The following is a 23,828-nucleotide window of genomic DNA, read 5'->3' as shown; positions in this document are numbered from 1 at the left end:
GCGGGCGTGCTCGCGGCCCTCGGGGTACGGCCGTCCCGGCCGCGCGCGGACCGGGAGCGGCCCCGGCTGGCCGACGACCCGCGGGTGCGGGCGGCGCTGGACGGCCGAAGGGCGGCGCTCGCGCCCTTCTGGCTGCGGATGCAGGAGCCGGCCGAGGAGCTGACCGGCCATGCCCTCGTCGTCGACGGCGAGGACACCTTCACCGCGATGCTGGCGCATGTGCTGCGCTCGGGCGGCCTGGAGGTGACGGTACGGCGGTACGACGAGCCGGGGCTGCGGGCGGCCGTGCTCGCGCACGAGGGCCCGGTGGTGCTCGGCCCCGGCCCGGGCGACCCGGCGGATCTCGCCGACCCCAGGATGCGGTTCCTGCGCGAGCTGACCACCACCGTGCTCCGGGAGCACCGGCACGGGGTGCTGGGCGTCTGCCTGGGCCATGAGCTGATCGCGGCCGAGCTGGGGCTGGACATCGTCCGCAAGGAAGTGCCGTACCAGGGGGCGCAGACCACGATCGACCTGTTCGGGCGGGCCGAGACCGTCGGCTTCTACAACAGCTTCGTCGCCCGCTGCGACGAGGAGGCGGCCCGGGAACTGGCCGCGCACGGCATCGAGGTGAGCCAGGCGGCGAACGGAGAGGTGCATGCGGTACGGGGCCCTGGGTTCGCCGGGGTGCAGTTCCACCCGGAGTCGATCCTGACCCTGAACGGGGCCGCAGTCGTACGGGAGCTGGTCGGTCAGCTGCGCGGGGCGAGCAGGGCGAGGTGAGCGGTCGGGGCCCGGGGACCACTCGCTCCCCGGGCCCCGACCGGACTGTCAGCCGAAGAACACGCCGACTTCCTGATACAGCTTCGGGTCCACCGTCTTCAGCTTGGCCGTGGCCTCGGCCAGCGGAACGCGGACGATGTCGGTGGCGCGCAGGGCGACCATCTTGCCGAAGTCGCCGTCGTGGACGCACTCGATGGCGTGCAGGCCGAAGCGGGTGGCGAGCCAGCGGTCGAAGGCGCTGGGCGTGCCGCCGCGCTGGACATGGCCGAGGACCGTGGTCCGCGCCTCCTTTCCGGTGCGGCTCTCGATCTCCTTGGCCAGCCACTCGCCGACCCCGGAGAGCCGGACGTGCCCGAAGGAGTCCAGCGAGCCGTCCTTGAGCACCACGTCGCCGTCCTTGGGCATGGCACCCTCGGCGACGACCACGATCGGCGCGTACGACGCCCGGAAGCGGGAGGTCACCCAGGCGCAGACCTGCTCGACGTCGAAGCGCTGCTCGGGGATGAGGATGACGTTGGCGCCGCCGGCCAGCCCCGAGTGGATGGCGATCCAGCCGGCGTGCCGGCCCATCACCTCCACGACCAGGACCCGCATATGGGACTCGGCGGTGGTGTGCAGCCGGTCGATGGCCTCGGTGGCGATGTTGACGGCGGTGTCGAAGCCGAAGGTGTAGTCGGTGGCCGACAGGTCGTTGTCGATCGTCTTGGGCACCCCGACGCAGGGCACCGCGTACTCGTCGGACAGCCGCGCGGCGACGCCCAGGGTGTCCTCGCCGCCGATCGCGATGAGGGCCTGGACGTCCAGCTTGACCAGGTTGTCCTTGATCCGGCGGATGCCGTTCTCCGCCTTGAGGGGATTGGTGCGGGAGGAGCCGAGAATGGTGCCGCCGCGGGGCAGGGTGCCGCGCACCGCGGGGATGTCGAGACGGACGGTGTCGCCTTCGAGAGGACCGCGCCAGCCGTCCCGGAAGCCGACGAAGTCATAGCCGTATTCCTGCACGCCCTTACGGACGATGGCCCGGATGACGGCGTTGAGCCCGGGGCAGTCGCCGCCTCCGGTCAGTACTCCGACGCGCATGGAAATGTCCCTTCACCGCGGTTCCCTGACACCCGGTCACGCTAATGGTGACTCAGGTCACACCGGGAGGGGCGGGACGGGTGATTTCGGCGCATTGCCGGAGAGCGCTCCGGCTGTGCTACTCCTCGTCGAGGCCGCGCTCTATGGCGTACCGCACCAGCTCGACCCTGTTGTGCAGTTGGAGCTTGCCGAGGGTGTTCTGCACGTGGTTCTGGACCGTGCGGTGGGAGATGACGAGGCGTTCGGCGATCTGCTTGTAGCTCAGGCCCTTGGCGACCAGCCGCAGCACCTCCGTCTCGCGGTCCGTCAGCCGGGGCGCGCCGGGCTCGTCGGTGTCGGGGGCGGGCGCGGGCTCGGAGGCCAGGCGGCGGTACTCGCCGAGGACCAGTCCGGCGAGGCCCGGCGTGAACACCGGGTCGCCAACAGCGGTACGGCGCACGGCGTCCAGCAACTCCTCGGTGGAGGCCGACTTCAGCAGATAGCCGGTCGCGCCGGACTTCACGGCCTCCAGCACGTCGGCGTGCTCACCGCTCGCGGAGAGGACCAGGACGCGCAACGCCGGGTTGTGGCCGACCAGTTCCTTGCACACCTGAACACCGGGCTTGGCGGGCAGGTTGAGGTCCAGCACGAGGACGTCGGGGGCGGCGGCCCTGGCGCGGCGGACCGCCTGCTCGCCGTCGCCGGCCGTCGCGACCACTTCGAAGCCGGACTCGGCCAGGTCCCGGGCGACCGCGTCGCGCCACATGGGGTGGTCGTCCACCACCATGACCTTGACCGGGTCCTGCTGATCGATCGCTTGATCGCTCATCGACGCTCCGCCTTCGCGTTCTTCGGCACCTTCGTCCTCGGTACCTTCAGTTCGACTTCCGTGCCCTGTCCGGGGACGGAGATCAGCTCGGCGCTGCCGCCCAGGTCGCGCAGCCGCCCCCGGATCGACTGGGCCACGCCGAGCCGGCCCTCGCCCTCTGCCTGGGCGAGCCGGCCCGCGGGGATGCCGGGGCCGTCGTCCCGGACGGTCACGACGATCTCGTCCGGCTCGTCCTCGACCAGGATCCAGGCCCGGGCCTCGCCGCCCGCGTGCTTGCGTACGTTGTCCAGGGCGGCGCCGACCGCCGCGGCCAGCTCCCGCGCGGCCGGCCGGGGCAGCTCGACCGGCGCCCCGGGCTCGGCCAGGCTCACCCGGGCCCCCACCCAGGACGCCAGCAGCGCCCGCAGATCGACGGGGCCCTCGTCATCGGGCTCGTCCACCGCTCGTACGACCGCTCCGGCGCAGGCGTCCTCCGACACCCGGGAGACCGGCACCAGACCGCCCGAGACCAGCGTGCGCAGCGCCGCCTCCTGCTCCCCCGCGAGCCGTCCCAGCTCCGCAGCCTCGCCGCCGATGACCGCGCCGCGCCGCTGCACCATCGCCAGCACCTGCAGCACGCCGTCGTGGATGTCCCGGGCCAGCCGCTCCCGCTCCCGGGTCGCCGCCTCGATCTCCAGGGCGCGGGCGAGGGTGCGCTCGGAGGCGCGGGCGACCTCCACGACGTAGCCGACGGCGATCGAGGCCACCCAGACCAGGATCAGGCTGTGCACGGTGTCCCGGGCGGGATGGCCGCGCTCGATCAGGTTGGCGGCGGCAACCGCCGTAGAGGCGACGGCGGCCCAGCGCCAGCCGCCCTTGATCGCGAAGGCCAGTACCGCGCCGCCGGTCCATATCGTCGGCAGCGTGGGGCCGCCGTCGACCGGCTGATGGCTGTCGGCGAGCGGGGTGAGCAGGATGCCGGCGAGCGCGATGGTCAGATCGGCCATCAGGAAGCGCTTGGGGCAGCTCGCCGCGTTCCGCACCCTCGGCAGAGTGGCGAGGGTCCAGACGAGCAGGACGGCGAAGTAGCCGACGGCGATCCAGGGGCGCACATAGAGGTCGTACCTGGTGACGCACAGGGCGATGGCGTACAGCATGGTCAGCACGCGGTAGCCGGCGAGCGCGCGCCACAGCGGCAGCTCGACCGACATCCGCATGACGCGCTCGCGCTTGGGCATGTCCCCGCCCCCCTGCTCCCCCGGCCCCTCCGTCAGGCCTCCGCCTTCTTCTCCGCTGTCTTCTCGGCCTTCTCGGCTTCCTTGGCCGCCTTCGCCGCCTCCGCGATCTGCCGCTTGGCGGCGGTCGCGTACATGTCGACGTACTCCTGGCCGGAGAGCTTCATGATCTCGTACATGACCTCGTCGGTCAGGGCGCGCAGGACGAAGCGGTCGTGCTCCATGCCGGCGTAGCGGCTGAAGTCCAGCGGCTTGCCGATACGGATGCCGGGCCGCATCAGCTTCGGCATCACCTTGCCGGGCGGCTGGATCTTCTCGGTGTCGATCATCGCCACCGGAATGACCGGCGCGCCGGTGGCCAGCGCCACGCGCGCGAGGCCGCCGGGCTTGCCCCGGTAGAGCCGCCCGTCGGGCGAGCGGGTGCCCTCGGGGTAGATGCCGAACAACTCGCCGCGCTCCAGCACCTCTATGCCGCTCTTGATCGCGGCCTCGCCGGCGCCGCGCGCCCCGGACCGGTCCACCGGGAGCTGTCCGACGCCCTTGAAGAAGGCCGCGGTGAGCCGGCCCTTCACGCCCGGAGTGGTGAAGTACTCCGCCTTCGCGATGAAGGTGACCTTGCGGTCCAGGACGGCCGGCAGGAAGAACGAGTCCGAGAAGGACAGGTGATTGCTCGCCAGGATGGCGGCGCCCTCGTCCGGTACGTTCTCCAGGCCTTCCACCCAGGGCCTGAAGGCGACCTTCAGCGGCCCTCCGATGGCGACCTTCATCGTGCCGTACAACACCCGTGTGCCTCCTGTTTCCGTCGAACAGACCTTAACCCGGAGGACCGTCAATGAGCCCGACGACCCTGGTCGGTGTCAGTGCGGTCGCGTACGGTGAAGCACATCCGCGCATTTTTCCCCTCGCCTCCGCCGGCCACCGGTGGGGCCCTTTTCAGGAACAGGAGCTCGAAGGTGCCGGTCCTCCCCGGAGCCGAGCCGTACCGCCACGAGGGCGGGGAAGTGGGGGTCCTCCTCTGCCACGGCTTCACCGGCTCGCCCCAGTCGCTGCGCCCCTGGGCGGAGCACCATGCGGCGCACGGCCTGACCGTGTCGCTGCCGCTGCTGCCCGGCCATGGCACCCGCTGGGAGGACATGCAGGTCACAGGCTGGCAGGACTGGTATGCGGAGGTGGACCGCGAGCTGGCCGAACTCTCCGAGCGCTGTTCCCGGGTGTTCGTCGCGGGCCTGTCCATGGGCGGCGCCCTGGCGCTCCGGCTCGCGGCCCGGCACGGCGAGCGGGTCGCGGGCGCGGTGGTCGTCAACCCGGCGAACAAGGTGCACGGCCTGTCGGCGTACGCCCTTCCGGTGGCCCGCCATCTCGTGCGGACGACGAAGGGCATCGCCAGCGACATCGCGAAGGAGGGCGCGGCCGAGCTGGGGTACGACCGGGTGCCGCTGCACGCGGCACACTCGCTGCGCCAGTTCCTGCGCCGGCTGGACGGCGAGCTGCCCCAGGTCACCCAGCCGTTGCTGCTGCTGCGCAGCGCCCAGGACCATGTCGTCCCGGCGGTCGACTCGGCCCGTGTGCTGAGCCGGGTGTCGTCCACGGACGTGACGGAGATCGTGCTGGAACACAGCTACCACGTGGCGACGTTGGACGAGGATGCGGACCGGGTCTTCGAGGAGAGCCTCGCCTTCGTCGGCCGGCTCGCACCCAGTCTCGGTAAGGAAGGGACGGCCACAGGTGGCTGAGCACGAGTCCGACCGCGAGGACCGCGAGCCGGACGAGCAGGGCGCGTCCTTCGACGAGGACGCCGCCTGGCGCGCCATCGTCGCCGGGTTCGGCGAGGAGCCGCCGGATCCGCCGGGCGCCAGGCCCTTCAAGCCGGTCGAGGACCTGGCGCTGCCGGAGCCGGAGAAGGACGCCGGGAGCGACACCGACAAGGCGCCGGTGCGGCCGCTGGGCAGCTCGGTCTCGTTCGCGCCCGGCGTCGGCCCACGCGACTACACGGCCCCGGAGCCGGCCGAGGACGACTTCGACGAGGACGACGAGGGCCACTTCGTCCCACCGGAGCCGCCGCCGCTGCCGACCGCCGACACCACCGCGAAGTTCGCCTGGCTGGGCGTCCTGGGCGGGCCGGTTCTCCTTCTCCTGGCGGTGCTGCTCGGCTGGGAGATGACCTGGTGGCTGACGACCCTCGGCATCGGCGGCTTCCTGGGCGGCTTCGCCGCGCTGGTGATGCGGATGCGCACGGACGACGAGGAGGACGGCGACGATCCGGGGCGGGGCGCGGTGGTCTGAACTTTGTACGAGTTCTGTGTGGCTCACCTATCGTGAGCCCGTGCCGCGCGACACCCTCACCCCGGAGCAGATCGTCCGGACCGCCGTGGAACTGCTGGACGACGAGGGCCTCGAAGGCCTGAACATGCGCAGCCTGGGCAAGCGGCTGGGGGCCGCGGCGACCGCCGTCTACTGGCATGTGAAGAACAAGGACGACCTCGTGCTGCTGGCCGCGGACCGGGTGTGGCACGAGGTGGAGCTGCCACAGCTCGACGCGGCCGACTGGCGGGGCACCGCCGCGGCGATGGCCGACCGGCTGCACGCGATGCTCGTCCGGCATCCGTGGCTGGTGCAGGCGATCGGCTCCCATCTGCTCTACAGCACCGGGAAGGCCCGTTACGACGACCATCTCCTCGGGGTCTTCGAGACGGCGGGATTCGCGCCGGAGGAAGCGGACCGCGCCGCCGGTGCGGTGATGACGTATGTCCTCGGCAACGCGCTCGGCGCTGCCACGATGGCCTCTCTGTCGCGCAAGCTGCGGCGGGCCGGCGAGGATCCCGGGGGGCGGTTCGAGGAGACGATGGCCAAGGCGGCGGAGGTTGCGGAGCCGTTTCCGCGGTTGCGGGCGCGGTTGGACACGGCGGCGGCCACGGGGTACGCGGACGCTCCTGACGGCACCTACCGGGTGGGACTGCGGGCTCTGCTGGACGGGCTGCGGGCGGGCGGCGCGGACAGCGGTGCCGGTGCTGCCTGAGGATCGGCAGACGCTGCTCTCCGGGAGGTGCGCTTTCTGTGGGACGGGCACCGCCCGAGCGGCACGACCGCCGGCAGCCAGGGCGGTATGAGGCTGCCCGCAGCGGCGGTGCGCTGTCGGGGGCGGCGGCTGCAGTTCCCCAAGGGGCGCGGGGCTGTATCGATCTGCGGCTCCGCCGCGACGGGGGTCCCCAGGTTCGAGCGAAGCCGAGAACTTGGGGGAGCGACCAGCCACCCCGCACCCGCAGCCGCGTACGGCGAGTCAGACCCTGCTGAAGAGGCGCCCGGCCAAGTCGACGCCCGTCACCGTGCCATCGGCCCCGCGTGAGAAGAAGCCTCGCTGGCCCTTCAAGCCGCCCTCGGCGATCACGTACTCCTCGCCCTCCCCCGGCAGGAAGCCGATCTCCGCGGCCGGGTAGTCCGGCGGCATCTGCACGTCGGAGGCCGCGCGGATCTGCGGCTTGATGCCGACCGCCAGCGTGAGGCGGCCGGCGTCGGCCGCGATGTCGAGGTTCATCGCGTCGGTCTCGTACCGCCCGGCGACCTCCCGCGCCTGCTCCTCGTCGTACGGGAGCGGTTCCGGTTCCCGCTCGACGACACCGAGGTACAGCTCCGGCGCCCGCTTCAGTACCGCCTGGTTGAACTGATAGCCGTCCGGGCCGATGTTGGCCAGCGAGACGACGGCGAAGTCCCGCTCCGGCACCAGGAGCAGCTCGGCGAACTGCCCGTTGCCCGAACCTCCGTGGCCGACCGTGCGGACGCCCTCCACGTCCCGCAGGAACCAGCAGATACCGAGGGCGTCGCCGAGCGCGCTGCCGCGCAGTCCGACCGTGGGCTGCTTCATGCGGGCCAGCGCCTGTGCCGGCAACAGGCCCTCGCCGTCGCCCAGTTGGAAGCGGGCCCAGCGCAGCAGGTCGCTCGCCGAGGAGACGATGCCGCCGCCGGGGTTGTTGCCCCGGGTGCCGGCCCGCCAGGACTTCCAGGGGCGGGCGAGGGTCACGGTGCCGTCCTCGGCGCGGTGGTGACCGACGGCGAAGCGCCGGACCACGACCTCGTCCAGGTCGTAGACGGTGTCGGACAGGCCCAGCGGCTCCAGGACCAGCTCGGCCACCGCCTTCTCGAACGGCATCCCGGTGACGTTCTCCACCACCAGCCCGGCCAGGCTGTACCCGGCCTGGCTGTAGGAGGCGCGAGCGCCGGGCGGGGCGATCAGCGGCAAGCGGTCCAGTTGGGCGACGAACGCGGCGAGCGAACCGTCGGTGTCGTCGGCGTCGATCAGATTCCAGTCCAGGCCCGCCGTGTGGTTGAGCAGGTTCAGCACGGTGATCCGGGCGGCGGTGTCCTCGTCGGCGAGGCGCAGCGCGGGGACTGGAAGAGCGTGTGCTCGTCGACCGGCAGGGGGTGGTCCACGTTCGTCACGCCGGGCGTGACATGGACCTCCTCACCACCCGTCAGCACGGCGACAGCCGCCCCCGAGAGTGGCTGCAAGAAATTTCCTGTACTTAGTTCAAGTGAAAGCTGTGGAAGCTACGCCACCGGCACGCGAAGGGCGGCCAGCACCGGGAGGTGATCCGTGGCCGCGATCAGGTCGGCCGGGGTGACTCCCGGCTGCTCCAGCGGCACCCCGCAGCCCAGCACCTCGATGCCCTTCGTGGCGAAGACGGCGTCGATACGGCGGTGGGGCTCGCTGTATCTCCAGGTCTCCTCGCCGCCCCAGGGGGCTACGGCCCGGCAGTCCTGGAGGGCGCCGGAGAGCAGCCGGAAGGCGGGACCGTCGGGGCCCTCGTTGAGGTCGCCACCGGCGATGGCGTGCTCCACCCCCATGCCGGCGAGGCGGTCGAGGAGCATCCCGGCCTGCTCGCGGCGTTCGTCCTTCCGCAGGCTCAGGTGGCAGCTGAGTACGCCGACGCGGGCGCCGCCGAAACGGACCACTGCCGTGGCGAAGCCGCGGCGGTGCTGGCCGGGGGTGAGCGGGAGGAGGACGTCTTCCGTGCGTTCGACGGTGGCGCGGAGTGAGCAGAGGATCGCCGGGCCCGCTGCCGTGGCTCCGCCGGTGAGGATCACCTGGCCGGAGGCCGCGGCCAGGCGGGCGAGCTTTTTGCGCCAGCGGAAGAAGCGGGGGGCTTCTTGCACGAGGACCAGGTCGGGAGCGCAAGCGGAGATGATTCTGGCCAGGGCATCCGTGTCGTCGCGCATCGAGCGGATGTTGTAGCTGAGAACGCGGATGACCGAGGAACCGTCGGATTCGGTACGGGAGTTGGGAAGCAGCGTGCTGGTCGCCATGCCGATCAACATACGACGATGCCCGCCCGTCCCGGGACCGGACGCGGCGGGCACTGTCGTACGACCTCGCTACATGATCGGGTCGGGCTCCCGGGCCAGGTCCGCTGCGCCCACCATGCCCGCCTTGTTGCCCAGCTGGGCCGCGATCACGTCGGCCACCGGGCGCCAGTTGCCGCCGACCAGCCAGCGCTTGTAGGACTTGCGGATCGGGTCGAGGACCAGTTCGCCCTCGTCGGAGAGGCCGCCGCCGACGATGAATGCGGACGGGTCGAAGAGGGAGGCCAGGTCGGCCAGGCCCGCGCCCGCCCAGCGGGCCAGCTCGCGGTAGGAGTCGACGGCGACCGGGTCGCCCTGGCGGGCGGCCATGGAGATGTGCTTGCCCTCGATGCCCTCGGGGGTGCCGTCGCCGAGCGAGAGCAGCAGCTCTGCATGCTCGGGGGTGGCGTTGGCGCGCTGCTTGGCGTACCTCACCAGCGCCCGCCCCGACGCGTACTGCTCCCAGCAGCCCTGCGAGCCGCAGCCGCACAGCAGGCCGTCCGGGACCATCCGGATGTGACCGAACTCGGCGGCCACGCCGAAGTGCCCGCGGCGCAGCTTGTTGCCGATGATGATGCCGCCGCCGAGGCCGGTGCCGAGGGTGATGCAGATGACGTTGCGGTGGCCCTTGCCGGCGCCGAACTTGTACTCGCCCCAGGCGGCGGCGTTGGCGTCGTTCTCGACCACGACCGGGAGGCCCACGCGGGCCTCGACCTTCTCCTTCAGCGGCTCCTGGCGCCAGTCGATGTTCGGCGCGAAGTACACCGTCGAGCGCTGCCGGTTCACATAGCCGGCCGCACCGATGCCCACGCCGACGATGTCGTGACCGACGCGTGCGCCCTCGACGGCGGCGGCGATGGCGTCCACGATGCCCTCGGGCGTGCCCGGGGTCGGCACCTGGTGGGTCGAGAGGATGTTGCCTTCCTCGTCGACCACGCCGGCCGCGATCTTGGTGCCGCCGATGTCGACGCCGATGGTGAGTCCCATGAATCCCTCAGTTTCGGTCGAGCCCCGCTACGGCCAACCGTACCCGAGGCCCTGCCGGGGGACGGCTTCAGTCCAGGTCGATGCGCTCTCCCGGGCCGCTGCCCTCACCCCGGTCGCGCCGGTCGTCGCGCCACTCGTCGGCCAGGTCGGCCGAGCGGGCGGTCCAGCGGTGCTCCTGGGCCTGGACGGCGGAACGGTAGGCGGCGAGCAGCTCGCCGCCGGCCGCGGCGAGGTGGTCGAAGACGTCGGGGTTGCGCTCCATGACGGGCTCGACGGCGGCCTTGGCCTGCTGGACGACCTGGCGCACCACCTGCTGGGCGGCGGGTCCGGCGAGGCCGCCGAGGAGCGGTGACGGGAGGCCGGACAGCTTCTCGGCCACCGTGTCCACGAGCTTCTTCAGTTCCTCGGCGGCCGAGCCGGGCTGCGGGCCGTGCTCGGCACGGTGGCGGGCCTTCTCGGCGGCGAGGTCCTCGGCGCAGGCCGTGGCCCAGGCGTCGGCGTCGGCCGCCCGGCCCTGCTCCTCGGACGACTCCTCGGACGAGTCGGTTGCGGGGCGCTCTTCGCTCATGGCGGACTCCTGACTACGGTTCGCCCTTACGACGTTACCCGAACGGGCGTACCCGGTTCATCGTCCGCCGACCGGCCACAGGTCGGGGTCCGGGGCGAACCGGACGCGCAGCTCGCCCTCGCGCAGACCGGCCCCCGCGACGGTGCAGCGGCGCAGGGCGGAGGGCAGCGCGACGATCCGCCGGAAGGGTCCCACGGTGATGACGAGTTCGTCGCCGCGCCGGATCAGGTCCACCTCGTCCCGTATCGCGCCGGGCAGCGGGATGTGCCAGACCAGCACGCCGTCCTCGGCGATCCGGTCGGCCACGGGCCACTCGACGGGGGCGGGCGCCGGATTGACGGCGGGCACGGCCAGGGCGGCGAGGTCGTCGCCGCCGCGTGGGTCGCGGCCGAGGTGCGGGACGGGGTGGACGTCGTACGGCTGCTCCCGCCAGTCGGCGAGCGTCTTGCGCTGCTGGGCGAGGAGGGAGGAGAACCAGCTGTCGGGGGTGGCCTCGGGCAGGGTGCGGTTGGCGATCAGGGCCTCGGTGCGCAGGCCGCGCAGGGCGAGGCCCAGGCGGGCGGCGGATACGGCGTCGGCGCCGGCCGGGCCGGGTTCGGCGACCAGGCGTACGGCGGTGTTCCGGTCGGTGAGGACGGCCTCGACGGCGGCCAGTTCGACGTCCCAGCGGGCCGCCGTCTCGTACAGCCAGTCGGCGGGCATGGGCACGCCGGCCAGCCGGCCGAGGACCGGGCGCAGGGCGCGGGCCGCCTGCCGCTCGGGCGGGAGCAGGCGGCGCAGATAGCGGCGCAGCTCCTCGGCGAGTGCGAGCAGGGCGAGGGCCTGCGGGAGGGGTGGGAGGTCGACGACGAGGAGGTCGTAGCGCTCGCAGAGGGCGGCGTCCCTGAGCGCGCGCAGGAAGGACAGTTCCTCGGCGCCGGGGAGCGGGGTGACCTCCTCGGCGTCCAGGCGGGCGGCGCCGAGGAGGTCGAGGACGTTCGCGGCGCGGGCCTGGAAGGCGGTGAGGTCCTCGCGGAACCGGGCGGCCGCGTCGGGACGCCAGGTGGTGAGGTTCGCGGCGGCTTCCTCGGGGACCGGTCCTGTCGCGGAGCCCAGCGCGGCGCCGAGGGTGTCGGTGCGGTCGGCGCTGAGGAGGAGAGTGCGGGTGCCCTCGCGGGCGGCGTCGAGCGCGGTCGCGGCGGCGATCGTGGTACGACCGCTGCCGCCGGGGCCCGTGATCAGGATGGTGCGCATGAGGGTGAACGGTATCGTCGTGCGCGAGCGGTGAACCGGGGTGATCAGTTCTCCCCCGACTCCACCCTCTTCTTCAGGCCCGCCAGGGCCCGGTCGATGATGACCTTCTCCGCCTTGCGCTTGATCATGCCGAGCATGGGGATCTTGACGTCGACCGTGAGGAGGTAGGTGACCTCGGTGGCGCCGGGGCCGGTGGGCTTCAGGACGTACGAGCCGTCCAGGGAGCGGAGCATCTGGGACTTGACCAGGGTCCAGGAGACCTCGTTGTCGCCGGTCCAGGTGTAGGCCAGCGTCTGGTCGTCCTTGATCGCCCCGGCGTCCATGACGAGGCGGACCTGCTCGGCGCGGCCGTGGTCGTCGGTCTTGAGGACCTCCGCCTCCTTCACCTCGCCCGTCCAGTCCGGGTAGCGGGCGAAGTCGGCGATCACCCCCATGACGTCGGCCGGTGCCGCCTCGATCGTGATGCTCGAGCTGGTGTGTTCCGCCATCGCCGTGGCTCCTCCAGATGCGGGCCGGTACTGAGGTCGTCGTGCGCACGTGTGTGCAGCGTGAAGGCTACCGCGCCGCCGACCTGCCGCCTTCACCCCATGTCCCACCGGCCGTCGACCGGTCACCATTCGAGCGCCCAGGGGCGGCCCGTGCCCGCGAAGTGGCCCACGTTGACGCACTCGGTCGCGCCGATCCGCATGCGGCGGGCGAGCGGCTGGTGCACATGCCCGAAGAGCGAATAGCGGGGTTTCGTACGGCGGATGGCGTCCAGCAGCGCGCGGCTGCCGCGTTCGAAGCGGCGGGCGACGGTGTCGTAGACGAGCTCGGGGACGTCCGGCGGGATGTGCGTGCACAGCACGTCGACCTCGCCGACCGCCTCGATCTTCGCCGCGTACTCCTCGTCGCCGATCTCGTACGGCGTGCGCATGGGCGTTTTCAGGCCACCGCCGACGAACCCGAAGGTCCAGCCGCCGATCTCGATCCGTTGGCCGTCGAGGACCGTGGTGCCGGGGCGGGCGTACTCGCTCCACAGTGGCGGCATGTCGACATTTCCGTAGGTGGCGTACGTCGGGGTGGGGAACGCGGCGAACATCTCGGCGTACTGCTTGCGCACCGCCTTCTCGATGGCCCCGGCCCGGTCCGTGCCTATGCCGCCCCACAGCCGGGCGCCGAACTCCCGGGCCTCCTCGAAGCGGCGGGCGGTGCGCAGCTCGACGATGCGGTCGGCGTTCTCCTTGCCGAACAGGTCCGGGAAGATGCCGCGCGAGTGGTCGGCGTAGTCGAGGAAGAGCACGAGGTCGCCGAGGCAGATCAGGGCGTCGGCACCCTCTCCGGCCCGGGCCAGGTCCCGGGCATTGCCATGCACGTCACTGACCACGTGGACGCGCGTCCTGTGGTTACCGGAGGGTGTGGATGCCATGACGATCAAGGGTAGGCGTGTGCGGTGTGCGTGAACAGTGTCGGCCCCGCCTGCGGTTACTCGCCGGTCGGTTCAGCCGTGGACTACTGTGCGCGAAGGAACGCCAACGTGTGTGACGCAGCGAACATCTGGCTCGGACCCCCTGTCGGGAACGCCATACCGACGGGTAACGTCCGGGCAGTCCAGTCGTGCTCTGGATTTCAACCACCGAAGACCCGAGCACCAGCCCGAGCCTTGGACCGCACCGTCGCATCACACAGTGTCGTGGCGCCGGCGCCCTATGAGGAGCAGCAGTCTTGCGCGAGTTCAGCCTTCCGGCTTTGTACGAGGTCCCTGCGGACGGCAATCTGACCGACATCGTCCGCAGAAACGCCGCGCAGCATCCCGACGTCGCCGTCATCGCCCGCAAGGCCGGAGGCAGCTGGCAGGACGTGAGCGCCCGGGAGTTCCTGGCCGAGGTGCACACCGCCGCCAAGGGCCTCATCGCCGCCGGGGTGCAGCCGGGCGACCGGGTGGGCCTGATGTCCCGCACCCGTTATGAGTGGACGCTCATCGACTTCGCGATCTGGTGCGCGGGCGCGGTCACCGTGCCGGTGTACGAGACCAGCTCGCCGGAGCAGGTGCAGTGGATCCTGTCCGACTCGGGCGCCACGGCGTGCGTCGTGGAACTTCCGGGCCACGCGGCCGCCGTGGAGTCGGTGCGCGAGTCGCTGCCCGCCCTCAAGCACGTCTGGCAGATCGAGGCCGGCGGCCTGGAGGAGCTGGCGCGGCTCGGGCAGGACGTGTCGGACGAGACGGTCGAGGAACGCAGCTCGCTCGCCTGCGCCGACGACCCGGCGACCATCGTCTACACGAGCGGGACGACCGGCCGCCCCAAGGGCTGCGTGCTCACCCACCGCAGCTTCTTCGCCGAGTGCGGCAACATCGTGGAGCGGCTGCGCCCGCTGTTCCGTACCGGCGAGTGCTCGGTGCTGCTCTTCCTGCCGCTCGCGCACGTCTTCGGGCGGCTCGTGCAGATCGCGCCGATGATGGCGCCGATCAAGCTGGGCTGTGTCCCGGACATCAAGCACCTCACCGACGAGCTGGCCGCCTTCCGGCCGACGCTGGTCCTCGGTGTCCCGCGGGTCTTCGAGAAGGTCTACAACTCGGCGCGCGCCAAGGCGCAGGCGGACGGCAAGGGCGCGATCTTCGACAAGGCCGCGGACACCGCGATCGCCTACAGCAAGGCGCTGGACAGCGCCTCCGGGCCGTCGTTCGGTCTGAAGGTCAAGCACAAGGTCTTCGACAGGCTGGTCTACAGCAAGCTGCGCGCGGTCCTCGGCGGCCGGGGCGAGTACGCCATCTCCGGCGGCGCCCCGCTGGGCGAGCGGCTCGGCCACTTCTTCCGGGGCATCGGCTTCACGGTGCTGGAGGGCTACGGCCTGACCGAGTCCTGCGCGGCGACCGCGTTCAACCCCTGGGACCGGCAGAAGATCGGCACGGTCGGCCAGCCGCTGCCCGGCTCGGTGATCCGGATAGCGGACGACGGCGAGGTGCTGCTGCACGGCGAGCACCTGTTCAAGGAGTACTGGAACAACCCGGGCGCGACGGCGGAGGCGCTGGCCGACGGCTGGTTCCACACGGGCGACATCGGCACCCTGGACGAGGACGGCTACCTCAGGATCACCGGCCGGAAGAAGGAGATCATCGTCACGGCGGGCGGCAAGAACGTGGCGCCGGCGGTGATCGAGGACCGGATCCGGGCGCACGCGCTGGTCGCGGAGTGCATGGTGGTGGGCGACGGGCGGCCGTTCGTGGGCGCGCTGGTCACCGTCGACGAGGAGTTCCTGGGCCGTTGGGCCGAGGAGCACGGCAAGCCGGCGGGTTCCACCGCGGCGTCGCTGAAGGACGACCCGGATCTGATCGAGGCGATCCAGGCGGCGGTCGACGACGGCAACGCCGCGGTGTCGAAGGCGGAATCGGTGCGGAAGTTCCGCATTCTGCCCTCCCAGTTCACGGAGGAGTCGGGCCATCTCACCCCGTCGCTGAAGCTCAAGCGGGGCGTGGTGGCAAAGGACTACGCGGCCGAGATCGAGGCCATCTACCAGAAGTAGCGGGCCACGTACGGCAGTTGGCTCATGGCGCGGTGTCCTCGGCGAGGACCCGCGCCATCGTGCGTTCGGCGAGCGCGGTGATGGTGACGAAGGGGTTCACGCCGATGTTGCCGGGCACGAGCGAGCCGTCGGTGACGTAGAGCCGGTCGTACCCCTTCACCCGGCCGTAGTCGTCCGTCGCCTTCCCGAGGACACAGCCGCCCAGCGGGTGGTACGTGAAGTCGTCGGCGAAGACCTTGCTGGTCGGGCCGAACAGGTCGTAGCGGTAGATGGTCGCGTTGGCCAGGTTGATCCGGTCGAACAGCTTCTTGGCCATGCTCACCGACACCGCGCTCTGGGCGGCGCTCCAGCCGAGCTTCACCGCGCCGGAGGCGGAGTCGTAGGTGAAGGAGGCCCGTTCGGGGTTCTTGGTGATGGCCAGGTAGAGGCTGATCCAGTGCTCGAACCCCATGGGCAGCGGGGCGATCTCGGCGAAGACCGGGTTGTCGGTGTTGGCCCAGTCGTCGATGCCCATCACGGGCATGGTCGCCTCGTTGGCACCCACGGTGTCCCAGACATGGTTGGCACGGCCGAGCATGGTGTTGCCGTTGGTGCCCCAGCCCGCGCCCACGGCGGAGTTCAGGTCGGACAGGGTGCCGGTGTCCCGGGCGCGGACGAGGAGTTCGGTGGTGCCGAGGCTGCCGCCGCCGAGGAAGAGGTACGTGCAGCTGTACTGCTTGGTCTCGACGATCGCGCCGGTGGTGTCGATCCGGTCGGCGGTCAGGACGTACGACCCGTCGTCCGCCCTGGTGACCGCCTTGACCTTCTCCAGGGTGTGGATGGTGACGTTGCCGGTGCCGAGGGCGGCGGCCCAGTAGGTCTTGTCGAGGCTGCGCTTGCCGTAGTTGTTGCCGTAGATGACCTCTCCGGCGAGCGCGGACCTCGTGGCCGTACCGGCGGCCTCCTGCTGCATGTAGCCGAAGTCGTAGACGTTCGGCACGAAGGTGGTCCTCAGGCCCGCGTTGCCGGCGGCCTTGCGGGAGGTGCGGGTGAACCGGTACCAGTCGGTGGACTCGAACCACGCCGGGTCGATGGTGTTGACGCCGAGCATGGCGCGGGCGCGGGGGTAGTAGGTGCCGTACATCTCGTCGGCGTCCACGGTCGGGAACTGCTCGGTGAAGTACGACTTCAGGGGCGTGACCGCCATGCCGCCGTTGACGAGGGAGCCGCCGCCGACGCCGCGGCCGACGTAGACGGACATGTCGTCGTAGTGGACGCGGTCCAGGACGCCTGGATAGGGGCTGATGTCCTTGTTGACCACGTCCAGCCAGAGGAACGCGGCGAGCGGGGCCTCGGTGCGGGTGCGGAACCACATGGAGCGCTGGTCGGGGGCGGAGGTGGAACAGAACACCTTGCCGTCACCGCCGGCCGTGTTCCACAGCCGGCCCATTTCGAGGACGACGGTACGGATGCCGGCCTGACCGAGGCGGAGGGCGGCGACCGCGCCGCCGTAGCCGGAGCCGATCACTATGGCGGGGGCGGATTCGACTGCGTCGGGCTGCGCCGCTCGGGCCGACTGGAGTCCGATGCGGGTGAAACCGAGGGCGGCCGCGGTCTGCAGTGCGGCCATACCGAGTATGTGACGTCTTGTCAGCTGACGTCTCATCAGGTTTGCTGTCATGTGCGCAGCATGGGCGGATTACGGGGTTCCGCCAAGAGGTCCGCCGGGAGCAAGGGCGCCTTCTGGGGTGCCAGGTGCGCTTCGACGGCGAGTGCGGGTCCGATGTGGCTTGTCGCTCCCCCACTCTCGACTGCGCTCGAGCGGGGGGACCCCCATCGCGGCGGTAGCCGCATATCAGACACGGCCCCGCGCCCCTTGGCGGCGTTTGCCCTACAGCAAGTCTTTCAGTTTCTCGGCGAGCAGGTCCCAGCGCCATGTCTCTTCCACCCACTGGCGGCCCCGCTCGCCCATCCTCCGGCGCAGCTCGGGGGCGGCCAGCAAGGGGACGATGCGGGCGGCGGCCTCGGCCGGGTCGCCTCCCCTGACCACCCAGCCGGTCTCGCCGTCCAGGACGGCGTCGGGGGCGCCGCCGGAGTCGCCGGCAATGACCGGGAGCCCGGTGGCCGACGCCTCCAGGTAGACGATGCCCAGGCCCTCCACGTCCAGACCGCCTCGCCGCGTCCGGCAGGGCATCGCGAAGACGTCGCCCGCGCCGTAGTGGGCCGGCAGCTCGGACCAGGGGACGGCGCCGGTGAAGCGGACGGAATCGCCCACACCGGTCTCCGTGGCCATACGCCGCAGGTCCCGCTCGTAGGGGCCGCCGCCGACGATGAGCAGGACGGTGTCGGGCTCGGCCGCGAGGATGCGGGGCATGGCCTGGATCAGGGTGTCCTGGCCCTTGCGCGGGACCAGCCGGGAGACACAGACCACGACCGGGCGGTCGGTGAGGCCGAGGCGGGCGCGGACCTCGTCGCCGCCGGAACCGGGGTGGAAGGTCTTCTCGTCGACGCCGGGCGGCAGCTGGACCATGCGCGCGGCCGCCGCCGGGGTGAGCGCGGTGGCGATACGGGAGCGGGTGTACTCACCCAGATAGGTGATCGTGTCCGTCGATTCACCGATCCGGCGCAGCAGCTGCCGGGCTGCGGGCAGCTGGGCCCAGCCGGCCTCGTGGCCGTGGGTGGTGGCCACCAGCCGCTCGGCGCCGGCCTTGCGCAGGGCCGGGGCCATGAGGCCGAGCGGGGCCGCCGCGCCGAACCACACGGAGGTGCACCCGTGCTCGCGCAGCAGCCCGACCGCCCGCCGGGTCACCTGCGGGGTGGGCAGCAGCATGGTCGTACGATCGCGTACGACGGTGAAGGGCTGCTCGGCGTCGAAGGCGGCCGTGGCCTCGGTGCCCTCCCGGCCGCGCTTCCAGGTGGAGGCGTAGACGACCAGCCGGCCGGGGTCCAGGCGGAGCGCCATGTTGTGCAGGAACGCCTGGATACCGCCCGGCCGGGGCGGGAAGTCGTTGGTCACGATCAGGGTCTTGTGCATCGCCGCCGACCCTACCTAACGGGCTCTCGTCGACCGGGTGGGGCGGGCTCCGGCCGGCCGGACCGAATGGGGCGTCCGTGACCGGGCGCGGCCGGGTCTGTGGCAGGGGCACAGCCGGTCAGGACATCATGGTCACGCGAAAACGGACACCGAAGCGAACAGCGAAGCGAACACCGAAGCGGGCATCGAACGGCAAGGGGATCACGTGGAGACCAAAGGCGCCGGGCGGTCCCTGGCATGGCTGCTCGCGACCTGGGTCGTCACCCGTGCGGTGCTGCTGCTGTTCGTCTTCGGGGTGTACGCCTTCTCGGACCTGGACGTCACGTCCGATGTGTCGGTGATCTACCGGGGCTGGTACGAGGTGCTGCGCCAGGGAACGTTTCCGCTGGACGACGTGACCTGGCAGTACCCGCCGGCCGCCGCCCTCGCGATCCTCTCCCCCGCCGCCCTGCCCTTCCTGTCGTACGCACACGCCTTCTTCCTGCTGGCGTTCCTCGCGGACGTGGCCGTCATGGCACTGCTGGTGTATCCGGGCCGGCGCCCCGACCGGTCCCTGCGCGGCGCCTGGGTGTGGGTGGCGGGCGTGCCGCTGCTCGGCCCGACGGTGTACGCCCGCTACGACGTGATGGTGACCGCGGTGGCCGTGGCGGCGCTGGTCGCCGGGGTCCGGCATCCGCGGGTGATGGGAGCGCTGACCGCGCTGGGGGCGCTGCTGAAGGTGTGGCCGGCGCTGCTGCTGGTGGGCTGCTTCCGGCGGCGGGCGTGGGTGTCGGCGGCGGTGACGGCGTCCGGGATCGCGGCGCTGTTCGCGGTGTCCATGCCGGGTGCCTTCGCCTTTCTGACCTTCCAGCGGGACCGGGGCACCGAGGTGGAGTCGCTGGGCGCCCTGGTCTTCCATGTGGCCCGGCACTTCGGCTGGCAGGGACAAGTGCTGCTGAACTACGGATCGGTCGAGTTCCTGGGCCCGCATGTGAACCTGGTCAGTACGGCGGCGCTGGCGCTGACCGGAGCCGCGTTCGGCTGGCTGCTGCTGTGGCGGCTGCGCGCTGCCCGCAGGGCGCCGCACACGCTCGCGGAGGCGGCCTTCACCGCCGTCCTGATGTTCACGGTCACCAGCCGGGTGATCAGCCCGCAGTACCTGGTGTGGCTGGTCGGACTGGCCGCGGTCTGTGTGTCGTACCGGGCCAGCCGGATGGGGGCGCCCGCGCTGATGGTGGTGGCCGCGGCCTTCGCGACAGTCCTGGAGTTCCCGTTCGGCTTCGCGCACGTGGTGACGAGCGACCGGTACGGCGTTCTGCTGCTGGCGGTGCGCAACGGCCTGCTGGTCGCGGCCTCGCTGACGGCGGCCCGCCGGCTGTGGCGCTCGACCGTGCCCCCGGCTCCCGCCGCGCCGCTGCCGCAGCCGTCCCGGCGCCGCAAGGCCCCGGTCTCCCCCTGATCTTCCCGTGATCCGCCCCCGGCGTTCAGGCGAGCTGCGTCCTGACGTACTCCCGCCAGCGCTCGGTGAACGCCCCCGCCGTGGTGCCGAGGACCTTCTTCAGCGCGTCCTCGACCGCGCCCGCCCGCTGCTCGTGGGCGCCGACTGCGCGGTAGAAGGCGTCGAGCCGGGCCGTGCCCCAGTGGTCGGCGATCATCCGGCAGGCCAGCCAGCCGCCTTCGTAGGCCTGGGCCAGCTCGGTGGGGTCGCTGGTGAAGCCGAAGTCCTTGTCGGTGGGGAGCGCGGTCGGGGTGTGGCCGTCCCGGACGGCGCGGGTCAGCTCCGGCGCGGCCTCGGTGGGGGTGCGGCCGGTGTCGAGGTAGCCGACCCAGTCCGCGTAGCCCTCGGAGAGCCACAGCGGGGTCGCGGCGGTGGTGTCCGCGCGGGTGGCCACATGGGTGGTCTCGTGGGTCAGCACCACCTGCTTGCCGAGGTCGCCCAGGACGGCGTACGCCTCCGGGTTGACGACCACCCGGTCCGCGGGCGCCTGGCCGGATCCGCCCACCTCACCGGTGGTGACGGCGGCGATACCGCGGTAGTTCGCGGCGGACGAGCCGAGCAGTCGCGCCATGTCCGCCAGGGAGCGCGGGACAAGGACGACGACATGGCGGCTCCAGTGGGTCCCCCAGGCCCGGGAGACGGCCGGGACGGCATGGTCGGCCAGTGTGGCGTACCGGCGCAGCCCGGCGGCGGTCCGGCCGGTGCCCAGCACCAGGCTGTGCGCGCCCTCGACGGCGGTCACCGGGCCCTGGTCCCACAGCTGCTGCCCGGCCTGCTCGGCGGGCTTGTCGGAACTCACGTACCACCCCCCGTCGGCGGTGCGGCCGAGGGTGAGGGTGCGGCGGGCGTCGACCGGGGCCCGGTCGTACCCGGCGACGCGGTAGCTCAGGTCGGCGTCGGCGGTGGCGCCGGAGGAGCTGGTGCGTACGTCGGTGACGCGGTAGGTCCAGGAGGCCAGCGGGAGGGCGCGCAGCCGGGTGTACTCGGTACGGGTGCCCGTCACCCCGTACGCCGTCTCGTCGTGGTCCAGGAGGGCGGCGGAGCGCCGGTCGAGCAGGTGCTGCACCTCGGTGCGGGCGGAGTCGGCCGGCGCGCCGCCGCACCCGGCCAGGGGCAGCAGCAGCCCGAGCCCCACGGCTCCGATACTCCACGCCCGTCTGCGACCAGCCACTTCCCGATCCACCTGTGTGACAATTCCCTCCCCCACTGCCTCAAGGGCGTGGGAGGTACCCCCAGCCCCGCCCTCCGGGCGGACGACGGGCATTGTCACACAGGTCCTGACGGCGAGCGGCGCGATCAGGGCCGGGTGACCGACGAGATCGGCATCATCCCGACCGGGTCGTAGCGCACCGCCGCTCCCGGATAGGGCGCGTGGATGACCTGGCCGTTGCCCACGTACATCCCCACATGGCTGGCGTCGGAGCGGTAGACCACCAGGTCGCCGGGGCGGGCCGCGGAGAGCGGGATCTGCCGGCCGGCGAAGCGCTGCTCCTGCGAGGTGCGCGGCAGCTCCATCCCGGCGTGCGCGTACGACCACTGCATCAGGCCCGAGCAGTCGAAGCCGGCGGGGCCGCTGGCGCCCCACACGTACGGGCGGCCGAGGGCGGAGCGGGCGGCGGCCACCGCGGCGGCGGCGCGGGCGTCGGGGGCTTCGGAGCCGAAGACGCCGGTCAGGTCGGGCAGGTCGACGCGGCCGGAGCCGTCGTCGCGCGAGGCCCGGTCGAATGCGGCGCGATCGTGGGCCGGCATCGCGTTGAGCAGTTGCCGGGCCTTGGCCAGCTTCTTCTCCACGGTCCGCTTGTGCGCGGCCACTGCCTTGCGGCTCTTGTCCAGCGCGGCGAGCTTCCCGGCCGTCTCCGCGCGCTGCTGGGCCAGCTCCCGCAGCGCCGACTGCAACTCCCGCAGCTGGCCCGCCTGCTGGACGCTGATGCGGTCGAGGGTGGTCGCCTTGTCGAGATAGCCGGCGGGGTCCGCGGAGAAGAGCAGCGCGACGGTCGGGTCGATGGCGCCCGAGCGGTACTGGGCGCCGGCCAGCGAACCGAGTTGCTCACGCAGGGTGTTGATGTGCTGCTGCTGCCGGGCGATGAGGTCCTGGGCGCCCTGCACCTCGTGGCGCAGCGCATCCGCCCGCTCCTGGGCCTTGTCGAAGGCCTGGGTCGCCTGCTCGGCCTCCTGGTAGAGCCGGTCCACCTCGGCACGGGTGTCGCTGTGCGGGGCCGCGTGCGCGGGTACGGCGCCGAGCGCGGCGGCCGCGGCCGACAGCATGCACAGGGCGGCGGCTCCCCGGTCGAACCCGGACGAGGCAAGGCGGCGATGAGACCCCACGGCAGTCCTTCTGCTGGCGGACACGGACCGCTCCCCCGGCGCCTGGGGACGGGGAGGCCCCGGCGCCGGGGAAACGCGGCAGACAGTAGCCGGGCGGAAGGGCCGCGGCCAAAGACCGCGGTGGCAACACACAGTGACGCCCCGCCGGTTACGCAGGTAACTGGCGGGGCGTGGGGTCAGTTCCGGTCCACGGGATTCGCCCGTTCGGGCGCCCCCGTTGCAGTGTTTCTCACGGAGCCGCGGGGGTATCAGAGCGGGTTTCGCGAGGGTGCCGGGGACCGGGGACCGGGCTGCGCGGGGGGCGTCAGACCCGGACGCCGAACTGGAACGGCATGTCGGACATCGCCTCGTAGCGGACCACGGCACCGGTGTGCGGGGCGTGCAGCACCTGACCGTTGCCGGCGTACAGACCGACGTGGTGGATGTCGCCGTAGAAGAACACCAGGTCGCCGACCTGCAGGTCGTTCACCGAGTCGATCCGGGTCCCTATGGTCGCCTGCTCCTGGGAGGTGCGCGGGATGGAGATGCCGGCCTGGGCGTAGGCCCAGGAGGTCAGGCCCGAGCAGTCGTAGGAGGCGGTGCCGGTGGCGCCGTAGACATACGGCTTGCCGATCTGCGACTGGGCGGCCGAGAAGGCGGCCGCGGCACGGCCGGAGGCGGGCGGCGTGTTGCCGAGGTCGACCCGTGCGCTGGCGGAGCGGTTGGCGCGCTGCTGCTCGTCGGCCAGCTGCTGCTTCTCCTTGGCCGTCAGGGAGTTGAGCAGCTTCTGCGCATCGGCGAGCTTGCCCTGAATGTCCTTCTTGTTCTGCTCCAGCTGGGCGCGAGTGGCGGAGAGGTCCTTGAGCTTCTCGGTGGCCTCGGCGCGCTCCTGGGCGAGTTCGCGCTGTTTGTCCTGAATCTTCTTCAGCGCGTCGACCTGCTGCGCGCTCAGCTGGTCGAGCGTGGACGCCTTGTCGAGGAAGTCGTCCGGGTTGGAGGACAGGAAGAGCTGGACCGAGGGGTCGATGCCACCGGAGCGGTACTGCGAGGTGGCCAGCGAACCCAGGCCGTCGCGCAGCTTGTTGAGGTCCTGCTGACCTCGCGCGACGTTGTCCTGGATGGTGGATATTTCCTTCTGCAGCTTCTGCTGCTTCGCCTGGGCCCCGTCATACTTCTCGGTGGCCTGCTCCGCCTGCTGGTAGAGATCGTCGACCTTGGCCTTGACCTGGTCCTTGCTGAGCTTCTGGCTCGGCGCGGCGTTGGCGGCGTTCGCGCTCAGCACGACAGCCGCGGCTGCTGCGGTGGTCAGCACGGTCACGCGGGCGCGACTCTGCTGCTTGGGTCGACGGTGGGACGCCACGGAGGACGAACTCCTTCTTGTGAGTGAGTGAGCAATCACCCGTTCGGAGGTTCGAGCCAGACCCTAGTGACCCGACTGTGATCAGTTCAAATCCTCACACTAAAAAATCCCATCACACAAAGCATTCTTTGCACACAACCCACATGCGGTGACGCGCGGTTGACGCTACGTTGCGTGACGATCCGGCTAA

Annotated in this window: 23 protein-coding genes; 6 read left to right on the top strand and 17 right to left on the bottom strand. The window is 71.6% G+C overall.

Going from position 1 to position 23,828, the window contains the following annotated elements:
- A partial coding sequence (locus M878_RS80645) for an aminodeoxychorismate/anthranilate synthase component II (protein ID WP_023551392.1) occupies nt 1-762 on the top strand: 762 nt, incomplete at its 5' end.
- 48 nt (nt 763-810) lie between these two features.
- On the opposite strand, the gene M878_RS80640 is transcribed toward M878_RS80645, so the two are convergent.
- The 4 genes from M878_RS80640 to M878_RS80625 all read right to left on the bottom strand — a co-directional run bounded on the left by M878_RS80640 (nt 811) and on the right by M878_RS80625 (nt 4,628).
- Complete coding sequence (locus M878_RS80640; protein ID WP_023551391.1) at nt 811-1,839, bottom strand: 6-phosphofructokinase; 1,029 nt, start codon at nt 1,837-1,839, stop codon at nt 811-813.
- Between the two features lie 118 nt (nt 1,840-1,957).
- Nucleotides 1,958-2,647: a response regulator gene (locus tag M878_RS80635; protein WP_023551390.1), complete on the bottom strand. Its 690-nt coding sequence runs from the start codon at nt 2,645-2,647 to the stop codon at nt 1,958-1,960.
- Entirely contained in the window at nt 2,644-3,864 is a 1,221-nt protein-coding gene (gene macS, locus M878_RS80630) for a MacS family sensor histidine kinase (RefSeq protein ID WP_023551389.1), read from the bottom strand. Before macS ends, M878_RS80635 begins: the two co-directional genes overlap by 4 nt.
- Before the next feature lie 32 nt (nt 3,865-3,896).
- On the bottom strand, nt 3,897-4,628 hold the full coding sequence (locus M878_RS80625; protein ID WP_078630679.1) for a lysophospholipid acyltransferase family protein: 732 nt from the start codon (nt 4,626-4,628) through the stop codon (nt 3,897-3,899).
- A gap of 186 nt (nt 4,629-4,814) precedes the next feature.
- Here M878_RS80625 and M878_RS80620 point away from each other — a divergent pair, with 186 nt between their 5' ends.
- Genes M878_RS80620 through M878_RS80610 form a run of 3 tightly spaced genes read left to right on the top strand, consistent with a single transcriptional unit; the run spans nt 4,815 to nt 6,877 of the window.
- Nucleotides 4,815-5,594, top strand: coding sequence for an alpha/beta hydrolase (locus M878_RS80620; RefSeq protein ID WP_023551387.1), 780 nt, complete (start codon nt 4,815-4,817; stop codon nt 5,592-5,594).
- Nucleotides 5,587-6,144, top strand: coding sequence for a hypothetical protein (locus M878_RS80615; RefSeq protein ID WP_023551386.1), 558 nt, complete (start codon nt 5,587-5,589; stop codon nt 6,142-6,144). The genes M878_RS80620 and M878_RS80615 overlap by 8 nt, the downstream gene beginning before the upstream one ends.
- A gap of 40 nt (nt 6,145-6,184) precedes the next feature.
- Entirely contained in the window at nt 6,185-6,877 is a 693-nt protein-coding gene (locus tag M878_RS80610; protein WP_023551385.1) for a TetR/AcrR family transcriptional regulator, read from the top strand.
- 261 nt (nt 6,878-7,138) lie between these two features.
- Here the strand turns inward: M878_RS80610 and M878_RS80605 are convergent, their stop codons facing one another.
- The 8 genes from M878_RS80605 to M878_RS80575 all read right to left on the bottom strand — a co-directional run bounded on the left by M878_RS80605 (nt 7,139) and on the right by M878_RS80575 (nt 13,391).
- Complete coding sequence (locus M878_RS80605; RefSeq protein WP_023551384.1) at nt 7,139-8,197, bottom strand: serine hydrolase domain-containing protein; 1,059 nt, start codon at nt 8,195-8,197, stop codon at nt 7,139-7,141.
- The gene (locus tag M878_RS99040) at nt 8,191-8,364 is read right to left on the bottom strand and encodes a hypothetical protein (RefSeq protein WP_209445574.1); all 174 of its coding nucleotides are present in this window, start codon (nt 8,362-8,364) and stop codon (nt 8,191-8,193) included. The genes M878_RS80605 and M878_RS99040 overlap by 7 nt, the downstream gene beginning before the upstream one ends.
- Before the next feature lie 39 nt (nt 8,365-8,403).
- Nucleotides 8,404-9,159, bottom strand: coding sequence for an endonuclease/exonuclease/phosphatase family protein (locus M878_RS80600; protein ID WP_031226348.1), 756 nt, complete (start codon nt 9,157-9,159; stop codon nt 8,404-8,406).
- Nucleotides 9,160-9,228: 69 nt separating this feature from the next.
- The gene (locus M878_RS80595; protein ID WP_023551382.1) at nt 9,229-10,182 is read right to left on the bottom strand and encodes an ROK family glucokinase; all 954 of its coding nucleotides are present in this window, start codon (nt 10,180-10,182) and stop codon (nt 9,229-9,231) included.
- Between the two features lie 67 nt (nt 10,183-10,249).
- Nucleotides 10,250-10,750 (bottom strand): DUF5304 domain-containing protein, encoded by a 501-nt coding sequence (locus M878_RS80590; RefSeq protein ID WP_023551381.1) that lies wholly within the window; start codon nt 10,748-10,750, stop codon nt 10,250-10,252.
- Between the two features lie 57 nt (nt 10,751-10,807).
- Nucleotides 10,808-11,983, bottom strand: coding sequence for an ArsA family ATPase (locus M878_RS80585; protein WP_023551380.1), 1,176 nt, complete (start codon nt 11,981-11,983; stop codon nt 10,808-10,810).
- Between the two features lie 44 nt (nt 11,984-12,027).
- Nucleotides 12,028-12,471, bottom strand: coding sequence for an SRPBCC family protein (locus M878_RS80580; RefSeq protein WP_023551379.1), 444 nt, complete (start codon nt 12,469-12,471; stop codon nt 12,028-12,030).
- 122 nt (nt 12,472-12,593) lie between these two features.
- A complete protein-coding gene (locus tag M878_RS80575; protein WP_078630451.1) occupies nt 12,594-13,391 on the bottom strand; it encodes a metallophosphoesterase family protein in 798 nt (265 codons plus the stop codon).
- A gap of 296 nt (nt 13,392-13,687) precedes the next feature.
- Between M878_RS80575 and M878_RS80570 the strand changes: the two genes are divergently transcribed.
- A complete protein-coding gene (locus tag M878_RS80570) occupies nt 13,688-15,484 on the top strand; it encodes an AMP-dependent synthetase/ligase (RefSeq protein WP_031226347.1) in 1,797 nt (598 codons plus the stop codon).
- 22 nt (nt 15,485-15,506) lie between these two features.
- Here the strand turns inward: M878_RS80570 and M878_RS80565 are convergent, their stop codons facing one another.
- Nucleotides 15,507-17,129 (bottom strand): GMC oxidoreductase, encoded by a 1,623-nt coding sequence (locus tag M878_RS80565; protein ID WP_483414720.1) that lies wholly within the window; start codon nt 17,127-17,129, stop codon nt 15,507-15,509.
- A 225-nt stretch (nt 17,130-17,354) separates the two neighbouring features.
- The gene (locus tag M878_RS80560) at nt 17,355-18,497 is read right to left on the bottom strand and encodes a glycosyltransferase family 4 protein (protein ID WP_023551375.1); all 1,143 of its coding nucleotides are present in this window, start codon (nt 18,495-18,497) and stop codon (nt 17,355-17,357) included.
- 205 nt (nt 18,498-18,702) lie between these two features.
- Here M878_RS80560 and M878_RS80555 point away from each other — a divergent pair, with 205 nt between their 5' ends.
- A complete protein-coding gene (locus M878_RS80555; RefSeq protein ID WP_023551374.1) occupies nt 18,703-19,935 on the top strand; it encodes a glycosyltransferase family 87 protein in 1,233 nt (410 codons plus the stop codon).
- Between the two features lie 25 nt (nt 19,936-19,960).
- Here M878_RS80555 and M878_RS80550 read toward each other — a convergent pair whose 3' ends face one another.
- The 3 genes from M878_RS80550 to M878_RS80540 form a co-directional block, all read right to left on the bottom strand.
- Nucleotides 19,961-21,109, bottom strand: a complete 1,149-nt coding sequence (locus tag M878_RS80550) for a hypothetical protein (RefSeq protein ID WP_023551373.1) — start codon at nt 21,107-21,109, stop codon at nt 19,961-19,963.
- A gap of 161 nt (nt 21,110-21,270) precedes the next feature.
- Complete coding sequence (locus M878_RS80545) at nt 21,271-22,299, bottom strand: C40 family peptidase (protein WP_031226346.1); 1,029 nt, start codon at nt 22,297-22,299, stop codon at nt 21,271-21,273.
- Nucleotides 22,300-22,603: 304 nt separating this feature from the next.
- Nucleotides 22,604-23,638: a C40 family peptidase gene (locus M878_RS80540; RefSeq protein ID WP_031226345.1), complete on the bottom strand. Its 1,035-nt coding sequence runs from the start codon at nt 23,636-23,638 to the stop codon at nt 22,604-22,606.
- Nucleotides 23,639-23,828 lie beyond the last annotated feature (190 nt).

This window comes from Streptomyces roseochromogenus subsp. oscitans DS 12.976, assembly GCF_000497445.1.
In the GTDB taxonomy this organism is placed as follows: domain Bacteria; phylum Actinomycetota; class Actinomycetes; order Streptomycetales; family Streptomycetaceae; genus Streptomyces; species Streptomyces oscitans.
This window is presented reverse-complemented; position numbering and strand designations above follow the sequence as displayed.

Excerpts from the sequence above, each read along its gene's own strand:
- M878_RS80595 (WP_023551382.1), bottom strand. The coding sequence starts at position 10,182 with ATGGGACTCACCATCGGCGTCGACATCGGCGGCACCAAGATCGCGGCC.
- M878_RS80560 (WP_023551375.1), bottom strand. The coding sequence starts at position 18,497 with ATGCACAAGACCCTGATCGTGACCAACGACTTCCCGCCCCGGCCGGGC.
- M878_RS80640 (WP_023551391.1), bottom strand. The coding sequence starts at position 1,839 with ATGCGCGTCGGAGTACTGACCGGAGGCGGCGACTGCCCCGGGCTCAAC.
- M878_RS80585 (WP_023551380.1), bottom strand. The coding sequence starts at position 11,983 with ATGCGCACCATCCTGATCACGGGCCCCGGCGGCAGCGGTCGTACCACG.
- M878_RS80580 (WP_023551379.1), bottom strand. The coding sequence starts at position 12,471 with ATGGCGGAACACACCAGCTCGAGCATCACGATCGAGGCGGCACCGGCC.
- M878_RS80575 (WP_078630451.1), bottom strand. The coding sequence starts at position 13,391 with ATGGCATCCACACCCTCCGGTAACCACAGGACGCGCGTCCACGTGGTC.
- M878_RS80635 (WP_023551390.1), bottom strand. The coding sequence starts at position 2,647 with ATGAGCGATCAAGCGATCGATCAGCAGGACCCGGTCAAGGTCATGGTG.
- M878_RS80600 (WP_031226348.1), bottom strand. The coding sequence starts at position 9,159 with ATGGCGACCAGCACGCTGCTTCCCAACTCCCGTACCGAATCCGACGGT.
- M878_RS80565 (WP_483414720.1), bottom strand. The coding sequence starts at position 17,129 with ATGAGACGTCAGCTGACAAGACGTCACATACTCGGTATGGCCGCACTG.
- macS (WP_023551389.1), bottom strand. The coding sequence starts at position 3,864 with ATGCCCAAGCGCGAGCGCGTCATGCGGATGTCGGTCGAGCTGCCGCTG.
- M878_RS80590 (WP_023551381.1), bottom strand. The coding sequence starts at position 10,750 with ATGAGCGAAGAGCGCCCCGCAACCGACTCGTCCGAGGAGTCGTCCGAG.
- M878_RS80625 (WP_078630679.1), bottom strand. The coding sequence starts at position 4,628 with ATGAAGGTCGCCATCGGAGGGCCGCTGAAGGTCGCCTTCAGGCCCTGG.